Genomic DNA, 12,078 nt, shown 5'->3' with positions numbered 1-12,078 from the left:
GCTCCAATGGTGGGAAAACCGTAATTGGCCACCGGCAGGGAGAAGTTATGGCCGAATTGGCAAAGAATCTGGCCGTTATTGATATTCCTCAAATATACGGGTGTGCATATTATGAGCGCGTAGAAGACCGTTTACCTGTTGTAAGCGGCGTTTCCGGAGTGATGTATAGCCTTGATCCGGGGGTAAGTCCCCGATATTACGTGTAAAACCGCCTTTTTCAGAGGCGTCAAATATCAAAAAGCAGTCGTTTTCCTTCAAGACGGAAAGCGGGTTTATGCTTGCCATTCGTCGGAAAACACCGTTTATCCGGCTTTTGGTGCTATTCGTCGGCAAGTTGGTCAGATAGTATGCATTTGTCGCTCACACACAGGATTGAGTCGGCAAGCAACTAACAAAGCAGTGACTCGTAGAAGTCAACTGCAAAAACAAAAACTGACCAAAGGACAAACCCAATGCGCAAGCTGCTCTTGACGGCCCTTATTGCCGCTACTGCCTCCGTTTCCACCATGGCGACTGCCGGAACCTACTCCCAGACCAAATATCCCATCGTGCTGGCGCACGGCATGTTCGGCTTCAAGTCCTTGCTGGGCGGCGCCATTGACTACTGGTACCAGATTCCCGGTGATCTGCGCGCCAACGGGGCAACGGTGTATGTGACGCAGGTGGCTGCTCTGGAAAGTTCCGATGTCCGTGGCGAGCAATTGCTGAAACAGGTTCGTGACATTCTGGCGATCAGCGGTAAAGCCAAGGTCAACCTGATGGGCCACAGTCACGGCGGCCATTCCATCCGTTACGTGGCGGATGCGATTCCAACCAAAGTGGCGTCAGTGACAGCCATCGGTAGTCCGGTCAAGGGTTCGCCGGTGGCGGATCTGGTGGTCAGCACCGGCCCGCTTAGTCCGGTTGCCTATGGGGCCTTGAATGCACTGGCCGGGATCATTGAAATGTTCAACGGGGCAGGCAGTTTCAACCAGAGCGCCAAGAACAGCATAGCCGCGCTGTCCACCTCCGGCTCGGCGGCCTTCACCAGCCGTCATCCTGCCGGTGTACCCACCACCAGTTGCGGCAGCGGTGCATCCACCGTCAATGGCATCAAGTACTATTCCTGGGGCGGCACCAAGCGCCTGACCAATGTCCTGGACCCGACGGATGCGCTGCTGGGTCTTACCGGCCTTTTCATTCCGGGCGCCAATGACGGGTTGGTGTCGCAATGCAGCAGTCATTTGGGTGTGGTGTTGCGTGATAACTACTCCATGAATCATCTGGATGAAGTGAACCTGATGTTCGGTCTGCGCGACATCTTCTCGACCGATCCCAAGTCGGTGTACCGCGAGCATGCCAATCGCTTGAAGACCGCCGGATTGTAATCAGCCTCTATAAAACCGCGTTCTCTCCGTTAATAGCCGCCTCCCCAAGGGGCGGCTTTTTTCATTGCCTTTTCCTCTCGCGAATCAGGTTATAATTCGTGGCTGAATGCATTTCTCTTGTTCTGGCTTCCGGAGTTTCCCGATTTGCTCGCCGTATCCCGATTGCAGGCTGCCCGTGACGACCGTGTGCTGTTTACCGGCCTGTCCTTTGCCATGCAATCCGGTGACATCCTGCAGATTGCCGGTCCCAACGGCACGGGCAAGACGACGCTGCTGAACCGTCTGGTCGGTCTGGGCGGGTTTGATGTAGGCGATGTGCTCTGGGACAACCATCCCGTCAATGATGACCCCGTGGCCTTCCGCCGCCGCTTCAGCTATCTGGGCCATAATCTGGGCCTGAAGGCCTTGCTGACACCCTTGGAAAATCTGGCGTTCCTGATCCGGCTGCGCGGCCTGGAGGTTGGCGTCGATGAGTTGATGTCGGCTTTGGAACGGGTGGGTCTGGCCGGTTACGAAGACGTCCCGGTGGCGCATTTGTCTGCCGGGCAGAAACGCCGGGTCGGTATTGCCCGCCTGTTTCTGGAAAAATCGCCGCTGTGGGTGCTGGACGAACCGTTCACCGCCATTGATCAGGCCGGTGTACGCGCACTGGAGGGTTGGTTGGTGGAACATGCCCGCAATGGCGGCATGATTGTGCTGACCACGCATCATATTTTCCCGGGGACGTTCCCGTTGAGGCGGCTGGATCTCTCGGACTATTGCCCGGAGGCGCACTGAATGCAGCGGGCCTTGTGGGCGGTATTGCGTCGCGACGTGCGATTGGCGGCGCGGCAAGGCGGCGACTGGCTGAATCCGCTCAGCTTCTTCGTCATGGTTATCACCCTGTTCCCGCTGGCCATCAACACCACGCCCACCAAACTGGCCGCCATGGCCGGGGGCGTGGTCTGGATTGCGGCTTTGCTGTCGGTCTTGCTGTCCATGGACAGCCTGTTCCGGCAGGACTATGACGATGGCAGTCTGGAACAGCTGGCGCTGAGTCCATCGCCCTTGCCGGTCGTGGTGCTGGCCAAGGTGATGGCGCACTGGCTGCAAACCGGCGCCTGCCTGACCTTGCTCAGTCCGGTGGCGGCCTTGCTCTTGAACCTGCCCGCCGAAGCCATGGGCACCTTGTTCCTGACCTTGCTGTTGGGCACGCCCACCCTCAGTTTGATCAGTTCCATCGGCGCGGCGCTGACGGTATCGTTAAGGCGAGGGGGCGTGCTGGTGCCGCTGCTCAGCCTGCCATTGCACATTCCGGTCATCATATTCGCCACGGCGGCGGTGCAGGCCTCCATGGCCGGTCTGCCTGCCGTGGGTTATCTGGCCATACTGGCGGCGTTTCTCGTGCTGGCCTTGACGCTGGCGCCCTTGGCCGTAGCGGCTTCCTTACGCCTGGCGACTGGAGGATAAAGCATCCATGAATTGGCTTAACCGGGTCTGGCAGACTTTCCTGCAAACCGTCAGCCCCAAGCATTTCTATTTCATCAGCGGCCGTTTCATTCCATGGCTGGCCGTGATTTCCGGCCTGCTGATCGGTATCGGCACGGTATGGGGCCTGGCATTCGCACCGCCCGATTACTATCAGGGCAACAGTTACCGCATCATCTTCATCCATGTGCCCGCCGCCAGCATCGCCATGAGCGGTTATCTGGGCCTGGCGGTGTGTGGCGTCATCAGCCTGGTGTGGAAGGTCAAGACCGCCGAGATGGTGGCGCGCGCCATTGCCTTGCTGGGCGCGTGGTTCTGTTTTCTGGCGCTGGTGACCGGCGCGGTGTGGGGCAAGCCGACCTGGGGAACTTATTGGGTATGGGATGCGCGTCTGACCTCGATGCTGATTTTGTGGTTCCTGTACGTCGGTGTGGTGGCCCTGTACGGCGCTTATGAGAGCAGCGCCACCGGCGCAAAGGCGGCGGCGATCCTGTCGGTGGTTGGCATCATCAACCTGCCCATCATCAAGTATTCGGTGGAATGGTGGAATACGCTGCATCAGGGGGCAACCTTTTCGCTGACCGCGAAGCCGAAGATGCCGCCCGAAATGTGGATGCCGCTGGTGGTGATGATCCTGGGCTTCTACACGCTGTTTGCCTTGTTGGTGGTGTTGAAATCGCGCAATGTCATTCTGCAGCGTGAACGCCGCAGCCAGTGGGTGCGTGAAATTGTCCGCGCCGAGGGAGGCCGTCATGGCGTTTGAATCGTTGGCTGATTTCCTGGCCATGGGCAAGCATGGCCCCTATGTTTGGACGTGTTACGGCCTGACTTTTATGGTGGTGTTTGGTCTGCTGTGGCAGGCCCGGGCCGAGCGCAAGCGTTTCATGCGTGAGCAATTGGCCCAGATGCGCCGGGATGCGCGCAAGAATCCTGCAGTTTCCGGAGAAAGTGACGATGCATCCGAAGCGTAAACGTACTTTGCTGTTGATTCTGGCCCTGGTGGCCGGATTGGGATTGGCAACCGGCCTGGTGACCTATGCCTTGCGCCAGAACATCAGCGCCTTTTATTCCCCCAGCCAACTGGTGAACGGGGAAGCGCCGGAAGGACGAAAGATCCAGGTGGGCGGACTGGTGGTGCAGGGGTCGTTGAAGCGCTCGCCGGATTCACTGGCGGTGGAGTTCCTGATCAGCGACCTGAAACAACAAGTGCCGGTTTCCTATACGGGAATCCTGCCGGATCTGTTCAAGGAAGGGCAGGGCATCATGGCTACAGGCACCTTCAGTAACGGCAAGGTACAGGCGGAGGAAATCCTGGCCAAGCATGACGAAAACTACATGCCGCCGCAGGTCAAGGATGCCATCAAGGAAGCGGGGCATCCCGTCAAGTAACCCAACAGGCTGCCTGCCGCTGACGGGCAGGCAGTCGTCCGCATCAGCCCGCCACAATCACCCGCAGGGTATCGCTCACCAGATGCAGGTGCTGCAAGTGCTTCAGCCCCTGTTCCAGATGGAATTCCAGAGCCGCGATTTCCTGCGGGCGCACCGCCGGATTAATGGCCTGTAGCGCCTTCAACCGCTCAATTTCCCGAGTCAGATTTATCGTAAAGACTTCACGGGCTTGCGCTGCCAATGCCGGCAACTGTTCATTTGCCACTTTTTCGGCCTGCCGGGTGCGGGTTGCAATAATGTCGTCCTGCATCTTCACCACCTGCCGCGCGGTATTGCGGTCCAGCGGCAGAATCTGGCGGTTCAGGTTGTCATGCAGCACCTTGGCACTCAGGTCGCGACCCTCACCGTCCAGCAGGACGCGGATCACCAATTGCGGCAAGGTGGCCGGCAGGTTGAGGTAACGGGGGGCCACCACCTCCAGCCGGAACCATGACTCAACCAGCAGGGTGCCGGGCTTGATGCCCTTGTTGCGGATCAGCGCGACATTGGCGTTGCCGAAGTGCTGACGGGTCAGCAAGTCCAGCACGCCCAGCACCATCGGATGTTCCCAGGTCAGGAACTGCAGTTCTTCACGGCTCAGCGCCTGGACACGGTCCAGAGTTACGGACAAGCCATCGGCATCCAGACCGGGGAAGGCTTCCACGGTCATGTGATCGCCGGGATGCAGGATGTGACTGCCGTCCCCCTGGTCGTCGTGCTCCAGTCCGAAGGCAGACCAGACGCGGCCCATGAAGTCTTCCAGCATCAGGTCATCATCCTGATCGGCAACGGTTTCCACCAGGTTCAGGGCGACTTCGCGGCGGCAGGAATTCAGTTCCAGCAAGTAGTCCCGACCGGCCTGCATTTCCGCTTCCAGTTGCTCAAGATCGCTGCGGGCCTCTTCAATCAGCTGTTCAAAGCGGTCGTGGTGGGCCGTCGGTGCTTGCAGTAATTCCTTCAGCGCGTCCTGATGGTACTGTTGCACCACCTGGGCGGTGGGGGAAATGCGGGAAATGGCGTCCAGCGCCTCATGGTGCCAGCGGAAAAGCCGTTCCTGAGCGGTGCCGGCCATGTATGGCACGTGGATGTTGATGGTGTCGGTCTGGCCGATGCGATCAAGACGGCCGATACGTTGTTCCAGGATGTCCGGGTTGGCGGGCAAATCGAACAGCACCATATGGTGGGCAAACTGGAAATTACGGCCTTCCGATCCGATTTCTGAACACAGCAGGATTTGCGCACCGTAACCTTCTTCCGCAAAGTACGCAGCAGCGCGGTCGCGTTCCAGCAGGCTCATGTGTTCGGTAAACAGTGTGGTGCGGATACCTTCCTTCAACCGCAGCTTTTCTTCCAGCGCCTGGGCCACCGGAGCGGTGCGGCAGATCAGCAACACCTTCTGCTGCTTCAGTTGCTTCAGCAGTTTGATCAGCCAGGGAATGCGCGGGTCATTGGCCATCCAGGCGTCGTCTTCGCTCTGCACTTCCGGCCACAACTGAAAACGCACCGGGCCGGTAACCGGCCAGTCAGCCGGAGGCGTCAGCGGTTCCGGCAGGCATAGTCGCTGCGGAAAGCCGCGAATGGCGTCGCGGGTGTTACGGAACAACACCCGGCCGGTGCCGTGACGGTCCAGCAGTTGCCGCAAGGCTTCCTGGCGACCGGCGGCCGTTTTGACATCCGGTGCGGCGCCGAGGAATTCGCCAATGGTTGACAGTGTGTCTGCGTCGACGTCGCCCTCGGCCAATTGACGGGCGGCAGCCGCGACGGGCAGGAAGGCTTCTTCCTCTACCAGGAACTGCTCCAGGCTGGGAAATCGGTTCGGATCCAGCAGTTTCAGGCGGGCATAGTGGCTTGCCACGCCCAGTTGTTCCGGGGTTGCTGTCAACAGCAGGACCCCGGGAGTTTGCGCCGCCAGCCGGTCCACCAGCTGATAGGCTTCGCTGGGTGACTCTTCATCCCAGGCCAGATGGTGGGCTTCATCCACCACCAGCAAGTCCCAGGTCGCCCCCAGGGCTTCGTCAGCCAGATAAGGATGGTCAATCAGCAAGTCGATGCTGCACAACACACACTGTTCCGTGCTGAACGGATTCTGGACTTCGTCATGCTCGCGGATGGCGGCGGTACGGCCCAGATCGAACAGTGAAAAATCGATATTGAAGCGGCGGCGCATTTCCACCAGCCACTGGTATTGCAGGCTGTCCGGAACCAGCACCAGCACCCGCTGCGCGCGGCCGGTCAGTAGTTGCTGGTGAATGATCAGACCGGCTTCAATGGTTTTGCCCAAACCGACTTCATCCGCCAGCAGGACGCGCGGCGCCATGCGTTGGGCGACTTCGTGGGCAATGTAGAACTGATGCGGAATCAGGCCGACACGCGGCCCCACCAGCCCCGCGACCGGACTATGCGCCAGCTTCTCACGGGCGCGCAGGGCCATGACCCGCAATTCATACCATTCATTGTTGTCCAGCTGACAGGCCAGCAAGCGTTCGGAGGGACGGGACAAGTGAATGTTTGGCGACAGCTTGGTTTCGGCCACGGTGGTGGTATGACCGTCGGCATTCATGACCTCATAGCGCAGCACAAACTGGCGCTCCACAACCGAAGACACGGTCCACTCCGCGCCGTCGGTATCGACAATGCTGTCGCCCTGGGCGAAACGGATGCGAGACAGCGGTGCATTCTGACGTGCATAAACCCGGGTTTCCTCGCTCTTGGGAAACAGAATGGTAATGGTGCGCTGATTCACCTCAATAACCATGCCCAGGCCCAATTCCGTTTCGGCGTCTGACAGCCAGCGCTGGCCAATTGCAGGGGTGGGAGTACTCATAGGCAGTTTTCTATCGTTCTAAAAAGGGGCGGGCAGGGTGAAGTTCAGGCGTTCGCCCGTAACCGGGTGGGTAAATTCCAGGGTTTCAGCGTGCAGGCACAAACGGGGGGAAGCGCCGGTATCAAAGTCCCGCGCATACAGGGTGTCCCCCAGAATGGGATGGCCCAGGGCCAGCATGTGCACACGCAATTGATGCGAGCGGCCGGTCACCGGTTCCAGCAACAGCCGGGTTTGACCGGGTTTGCGCTCCAGTACCGACCAGAAGGTCTGCGAGGGCTTGCCATTGACCGTATCCACGATATGCAAAGGCGGATTTTCCGGGTCGTAACAAATGGGCAGGTTTACTTCACCGCGCATGTCGGCGGGGTGCCCGTAAACCAGAGCGACATAGCGCTTGTTGACGGTGCGTTCGGCAAATTGCCGGTTCAGGTCTTGCTGCACGGGCAGGCTGCGTGCGAACACCAGCAAGCCGGAAGTATCGCGGTCAAGACGATGCACAATGCGGATGCCGGGCCAGATCTGTTGCAGCCGGTGATACAGTGAGTCGAGTTTTTCAGGGCCCTTGCCGGGCACGGACAGCAAACCTTCAGGCTTGCCGATGACCAGAAGATGCGCGTCGTCCAACAGGATGGGACAATCTGTCAGCACGGCATCGCTCCGGGTTTGAAGAGAGGGCGCAATTGTAATGACAAACGGATTTAAAGCAATCACATCTCGTCAGTGAGACAGCATAATCCGTATAATTTGCGCCATGAATAATCCGCTCCCCCCCGCAAGTCTCCCTGACGACGACTACGACCGCCGCTTTGCCGGCACCCGCCGCCTCTACGGAGAGCGCACCTTCACCCTGTTTGAGCGCGCTCATGTCATTATCGCAGGGGCGGGGGGTGTCGGCAGCTGGGCCATCGAGGCTCTGGCGCGCACCGGCATCGGCCGCCTGACGCTGATCGACATGGATGTCCTGGTTCCGTCCAACGTCAACCGGCAACTGCCCGCACTGGATGGCACATTCGGCCGTAACAAGATTGATGTGCTTGGTGAGCGCGCCAAGGCGATCAATCCCCGGCTGGATCTGCATATGGTGGACGATTTTCTGACCTGGGACAACCTGCCGCAACTGATGGCCGACACGCCGCACCTAGTGCTGGACTGCACTGATGACGTCCAGGCCAAGCTTTCCATGATCCTGTGGTGCCGTCGTCGTCGCATTCCTTTGGTGGTTTGCGGTGCGGCCGGTGGCAAGACCGATACCTCACAACTGCGCGTGTCCGATCTGGCCCACACCGAGCGTGACCCGCTGATCGCCAAGATCCGTCGTCAATTGCGTCACGATTATAAGTTCCCGACCAAGCTCAAGGAAAAATTCGGCATTGCCTGCGTTTACTCCAACGAGCCAGTCACGACACCCGAAGGGGCAAGCTGTGACGCCAACCTGAATTGCGCCGGGTATGGCTCAGCGGTGGCGGTGACGGCAACCATGGGCATGATGGCCGTGTCCGAAGGATTGAAAATGATGGTGCATCGTATGGAACTGGCCATCAGCCGTGGTCAATTGCCGGATGTTTGACCGTAACAATAGGGGCAGGAAGGTCATCCGCGCGATGAGCGGTTGAAAGCCGGAGACGCCCAGCGGCGTAAACCCTTGTTCTGTGGTGAAAATGCTGTAAAATCCTGCGCTTCGCTCATCAGACAGCACTGTTCGACCCGAATCCGCGCACCGGTATGCGTGGCAGGGAGCCCCGGACAGTCAGAATGGTGGATTCTCGAGGTTACGTGGCCATTGGTAGCGGCCACCACTGCTAAAAGACAGCCTGAAGGAATAATCATGCCCGTCATCACCCTGCCTAACGGCGCCCAGAAAGAATTCGAACAACCCGTCAGCGTCGCTGATGTTGCGTTCAGCATCGGTCCCGGACTCGCCAAGGCGGCCTTGGCCGGCAAAATCGGAGACCAGCTGGTAGACACGTCCTATTTGATTACGGAAGACACCGCGCTCAGCATCATTACTGAAAAGGATGCTGACGGCCTGGAAGTGATCCGTCACTCCTGCGCCCACTTGCTGGCCATGGCCGTGCAGGACATCTTCCCCACTGCGCAAGTCACCATCGGTCCGGTCATTGAAGACGGTTTCTTCTATGACTTCGCCTTCGAGCGCCCGTTCACCACCGACGACCTCGCCAAGATTGAGGCGCGGATGGAAGAGCTGGCCGCCAAGGATTTCACCGTGACCCGCACCGTGATGTCGCGTCCGGATGCCATTCGCCTGTTTGAAGAGAAGGGTGAGAAGTACAAGGTCGAAATCATCGCCAGCATTCCCGGCGAGGAAGACCTGTCCTTTTACAGCCAGGGCGATTTCATCGACCTCTGCCGCGGCCCCCACGTGCCGTCCACCGGCAAGATCAAGGCCTTCAAGCTGACCAAGGTTGCTGGCGCCTACTGGCGCGGTGACAGCAACAACGCCATGTTGCAGCGTATCTACGGCACCTGCTGGGCCAACAAGAAAGACTTGCAGGCGTACATGACCCGGCTGGAAGAAGCCGCCAAGCGTGATCATCGTCGTATCGGCAAGCAACTGGGCCTGTTCCACGTGCAGGATGAAGCGCCGGGCATGGTCTTCTGGCATCCCAACGGCTGGACCGTGTATCAGGTGCTGGAACAGTACATGCGCAAGATCCAGCAGGCCAACGGCTACAAGGAAATCAAGACGCCGCAGGTGGTGGACATTTCGCTCTGGGAAAAATCCGGGCATGCCGCCAACTATGCCGACAACATGTTCACCACGCATTCCGAAAATCGCCATTACGCGGTGAAGCCGATGAACTGCCCGTGCCACGTGCAGGTCTTCAACCAGGGCCTGAAGTCCTATCGCGACCTGCCGCTGCGTCTGGCCGAGTTCGGCTCCTGCCATCGCAACGAGCCCTCGGGTTCGCTGCACGGCATCATGCGCGTTCGTGGCTTCACCCAGGATGATGCCCACATTTTCTGCACCCGTGAGCAGATCGGCCCGGAAGTGGCTGACTTCATTGCGCTGACATTACAGGTCTATCGCGACTTCGGCTTCGATGATGTGCAAATGAAGTTGTCCACCCGTCCCGTGAAGCGGGTGGGTGACGACGCACTGTGGGATCTGGCTGAGAAGGCCTTGGCGGATTCCTTGGACGCCGCCGGCCTGAAATGGGAACTGCAGCCGGGTGAGGGCGCTTTCTACGGTCCGAAAATCGAGTTTTCACTGAAGGATTGTCTCGGCCGTGTCTGGCAGTGCGGCACCATCCAGTGCGACTTCAACATGCCGGTCCGGCTGGACGCCAGTTATGTGGCGGAAGACAACACCCGTCATGCGCCGGTGATGTTGCACCGCGCCATTCTCGGTTCATTCGAGCGTTTCATCGGCATCCTCATTGAGCACTATGCCGGCTTGCTGCCCCCTTGGTTGGCGCCAGTGCAAGCGGTGGTGATGAATATTACCGATCATCAGGCACAATCCACTGCTCAATTCGTCGACAATTTGCGAGATATGGGATTCCGTGTCGAAGGTGACTTGAGAAACGAGAAAATAGGCTTTAAGATTCGCGAACGCACCTTGGAGCGCATTCCCTACCTGTTGGTGGTCGGGGATCGTGAGGTAGAACAGAACACCGTGGCCGTTCGCACCCGCGAAGGCAAGGATCTGGGCAGTATGAGCCTCGATGCCTTTGCCGACCTATTACGCGCGGATATTGCCCGTCGCGGTCGTTCATCAGTGGAGAATTAAGTATTAACAAGCCAGAAAAGCCGCAGTCCAAAGACGCCAAGCAGCGCACTGCGATTAACGGGGATATCCGAGCACGTGAAGTCCGTCTGGTAGACCAGGACGGTGAGCAGAAAGGCATCATGTCCATTCGTGATGCGCTGGCTGCCGCCGAAGCGGTTCAACTGGATCTGGTGGAGATTGTTCCCAATGGTGAACCTCCGGTCTGCCGTATCATGGATTACGGCAAGCACATTTTTGAACTCAAGCAAAAGCAGAAAGAGTCCAAGAAAAAGCAACACCAGGTTCAGATCAAGGAAATCAAGCTGCGTCCCGGAACCGAGGAAGCCGATTATCAGGTGAAGTTGAAAGCCCTGATCCGCTTCCTCGAAGAAGGCGACAAAGCGAAGGTAACTTTGCGTTTTCGCGGACGCGAAGTGGCTCACCAGGACATCGGTATGAAGCAATTGCAACGTATCGAAGCAGATCTGGCTGAGCTCGGGGTTGTGGAACAGCACCCGAAGATGGAAGGCAAGATGATGACTATGCTCATCGGGCCCAAGAAAAAGAAGTAAGCGCTGAAGGATCGGTGATTACGGCTTACCCCCAAGTCCAGGTGTGCTGCCGGGCTGAAAGGGTTCATTTACTATCGAGGTTAACATGGCACAGAAAATCAAGACCTTGCGCGGCGCCGCCAAACGTTTCAAGAAAACGGCGAACGGCTTCAAGCGCAAACAGGCCTTTAAACGTCACATCCTGACCAAAAAGTCCGCCAAGCGTATTCGTCAACTCCGTGGCTGCACCATGGTTGCCGATTGCGACGTCCCGTCCGTACAGCGCATGCTGCCGAACACCTGACACTTGGAGGAGAAATAAATGGCTCGTGTAAAACGTGGTGTAATCGCACATCGTCGTCACAAAAAGATTCTGGATCGCGCAAAGGGCTACTACGGCGCCCGTTCGCGTGTCTATCGCGTAGCATTCCAGGCGGTCATCAAGGCCGGCCAGTATGCCTATCGTGACCGTCGCCAGAAAAAGCGTCAGTTCCGTGCCCTGTGGATTGCGCGTATCAACGCCGCTTCCCGCATGAACGGCCTGTCGTACAGCCGTCTGATCAACGGCCTGAAGAAGGCTGCGATCGAGATCGACCGTCGCGTTCTGGCTGATATTGCCGTGCATGACGCAGGTGCTTTTGCTGCCTTGGCCGAAAAAGCCAAAGCCGCTCTCGCCGCCTGATCGCACTGCGGGTCAAAAGGGGGAAGGGC

13 protein-coding genes are annotated in these 12,078 nt (G+C 58.5%); 11 read left to right on the top strand and 2 right to left on the bottom strand.

Annotated features, from left to right (window positions below; translation table 11 throughout):
* The first annotated feature begins 452 nt into the window (after positions 1-452).
* From Q7T36_RS01945 to ccmE, 6 genes are all read left to right on the top strand, one after another.
* The gene (locus tag Q7T36_RS01945) at positions 453-1,367 is read left to right on the top strand and encodes a triacylglycerol lipase (protein ID WP_304843409.1); all 915 of its coding nucleotides are present in this window, start codon (positions 453-455) and stop codon (positions 1,365-1,367) included.
* 144 nt (positions 1,368-1,511) lie between these two features.
* Complete coding sequence (ccmA, locus tag Q7T36_RS01940; protein ID WP_304843407.1) at positions 1,512-2,144, top strand: cytochrome c biogenesis heme-transporting ATPase CcmA; 633 nt, start codon at positions 1,512-1,514, stop codon at positions 2,142-2,144.
* Positions 2,145-2,816: a heme exporter protein CcmB gene (gene ccmB / locus Q7T36_RS01935; protein ID WP_304843405.1), complete on the top strand. Its 672-nt coding sequence runs from the start codon at positions 2,145-2,147 to the stop codon at positions 2,814-2,816.
* 7 nt (positions 2,817-2,823) lie between these two features.
* Positions 2,824-3,597, top strand: a complete 774-nt coding sequence (locus Q7T36_RS01930; RefSeq protein ID WP_304843403.1) for a heme ABC transporter permease — start codon at positions 2,824-2,826, stop codon at positions 3,595-3,597.
* Positions 3,587-3,805 (top strand): heme exporter protein CcmD, encoded by a 219-nt coding sequence (ccmD, locus tag Q7T36_RS01925; protein WP_304843401.1) that lies wholly within the window; start codon positions 3,587-3,589, stop codon positions 3,803-3,805. The genes Q7T36_RS01930 and ccmD overlap by 11 nt, the downstream gene beginning before the upstream one ends.
* Entirely contained in the window at positions 3,789-4,223 is a 435-nt protein-coding gene (gene ccmE, locus Q7T36_RS01920; RefSeq protein WP_304843399.1) for a cytochrome c maturation protein CcmE, read from the top strand. Before ccmD ends, ccmE begins: the two co-directional genes overlap by 17 nt.
* 43 nt (positions 4,224-4,266) lie before the next feature.
* Here ccmE and rapA read toward each other — a convergent pair whose 3' ends face one another.
* On the bottom strand, positions 4,267-7,086 hold the full coding sequence (rapA, locus tag Q7T36_RS01915) for an RNA polymerase-associated protein RapA (protein ID WP_304843397.1): 2,820 nt from the start codon (positions 7,084-7,086) through the stop codon (positions 4,267-4,269).
* Between the two features lie 18 nt (positions 7,087-7,104).
* Entirely contained in the window at positions 7,105-7,734 is a 630-nt protein-coding gene (locus Q7T36_RS01910; protein WP_304843395.1) for an RluA family pseudouridine synthase, read from the bottom strand.
* Between the two features lie 103 nt (positions 7,735-7,837).
* On the opposite strand from Q7T36_RS01910, the gene Q7T36_RS01905 reads away from it, so the two are divergent.
* The 5 genes from Q7T36_RS01905 (at position 7,838) to rplT (ending at position 12,049) form a co-directional block, all read left to right on the top strand.
* Positions 7,838-8,653 carry a tRNA threonylcarbamoyladenosine dehydratase gene (locus tag Q7T36_RS01905; RefSeq protein WP_304843393.1) on the top strand — a complete coding sequence of 272 codons (816 nt, stop codon included), beginning with the start codon at positions 7,838-7,840 and terminating at the stop codon, positions 8,651-8,653.
* A gap of 258 nt (positions 8,654-8,911) precedes the next feature.
* Positions 8,912-10,837 carry a threonine--tRNA ligase gene (gene thrS, locus Q7T36_RS01900; RefSeq protein WP_304843391.1) on the top strand — a complete coding sequence of 642 codons (1,926 nt, stop codon included), beginning with the start codon at positions 8,912-8,914 and terminating at the stop codon, positions 10,835-10,837.
* Between the two features lie 2 nt (positions 10,838-10,839).
* Positions 10,840-11,388, top strand: a complete 549-nt coding sequence (gene infC / locus Q7T36_RS01895; protein ID WP_304843596.1) for a translation initiation factor IF-3 — start codon at positions 10,840-10,842, stop codon at positions 11,386-11,388.
* A gap of 85 nt (positions 11,389-11,473) precedes the next feature.
* Positions 11,474-11,671, top strand: a complete 198-nt coding sequence (gene rpmI / locus Q7T36_RS01890) for a 50S ribosomal protein L35 (RefSeq protein ID WP_304843389.1) — start codon at positions 11,474-11,476, stop codon at positions 11,669-11,671.
* Between the two features lie 18 nt (positions 11,672-11,689).
* On the top strand, positions 11,690-12,049 hold the full coding sequence (gene rplT, locus Q7T36_RS01885; RefSeq protein WP_304843387.1) for a 50S ribosomal protein L20: 360 nt from the start codon (positions 11,690-11,692) through the stop codon (positions 12,047-12,049).
* Positions 12,050-12,078: the final 29 nt, after the last annotated feature.

It is taken from the genome of Fluviicoccus sp. (genome assembly GCF_030646115.1).
Taxonomy (GTDB): domain Bacteria; phylum Pseudomonadota; class Gammaproteobacteria; order Pseudomonadales; family Moraxellaceae; genus Fluviicoccus.
The sequence above is the reverse complement of the archived record's forward strand: the minus strand, read 5'-3'. Positions and strand labels throughout refer to the sequence as shown.

Coding starts and splice junctions, on each gene's coding strand:
- Q7T36_RS01945 (WP_304843409.1), top strand. CDS start 453: ATGCGCAAGCTGCTCTTGACGGCCCTTATTGCCGCTACTGCCTCCGTT.
- ccmB (WP_304843405.1), top strand. CDS start 2,145: ATGCAGCGGGCCTTGTGGGCGGTATTGCGTCGCGACGTGCGATTGGCG.
- Q7T36_RS01930 (WP_304843403.1), top strand. CDS start 2,824: ATGAATTGGCTTAACCGGGTCTGGCAGACTTTCCTGCAAACCGTCAGC.
- ccmD (WP_304843401.1), top strand. CDS start 3,587: ATGGCGTTTGAATCGTTGGCTGATTTCCTGGCCATGGGCAAGCATGGC.
- ccmE (WP_304843399.1), top strand. CDS start 3,789: ATGCATCCGAAGCGTAAACGTACTTTGCTGTTGATTCTGGCCCTGGTG.
- rapA (WP_304843397.1), bottom strand. CDS start 7,086: ATGAGTACTCCCACCCCTGCAATTGGCCAGCGCTGGCTGTCAGACGCC.
- Q7T36_RS01905 (WP_304843393.1), top strand. CDS start 7,838: ATGAATAATCCGCTCCCCCCCGCAAGTCTCCCTGACGACGACTACGAC.
- thrS (WP_304843391.1), top strand. CDS start 8,912: ATGCCCGTCATCACCCTGCCTAACGGCGCCCAGAAAGAATTCGAACAA.
- rpmI (WP_304843389.1), top strand. CDS start 11,474: ATGGCACAGAAAATCAAGACCTTGCGCGGCGCCGCCAAACGTTTCAAG.
- rplT (WP_304843387.1), top strand. CDS start 11,690: ATGGCTCGTGTAAAACGTGGTGTAATCGCACATCGTCGTCACAAAAAG.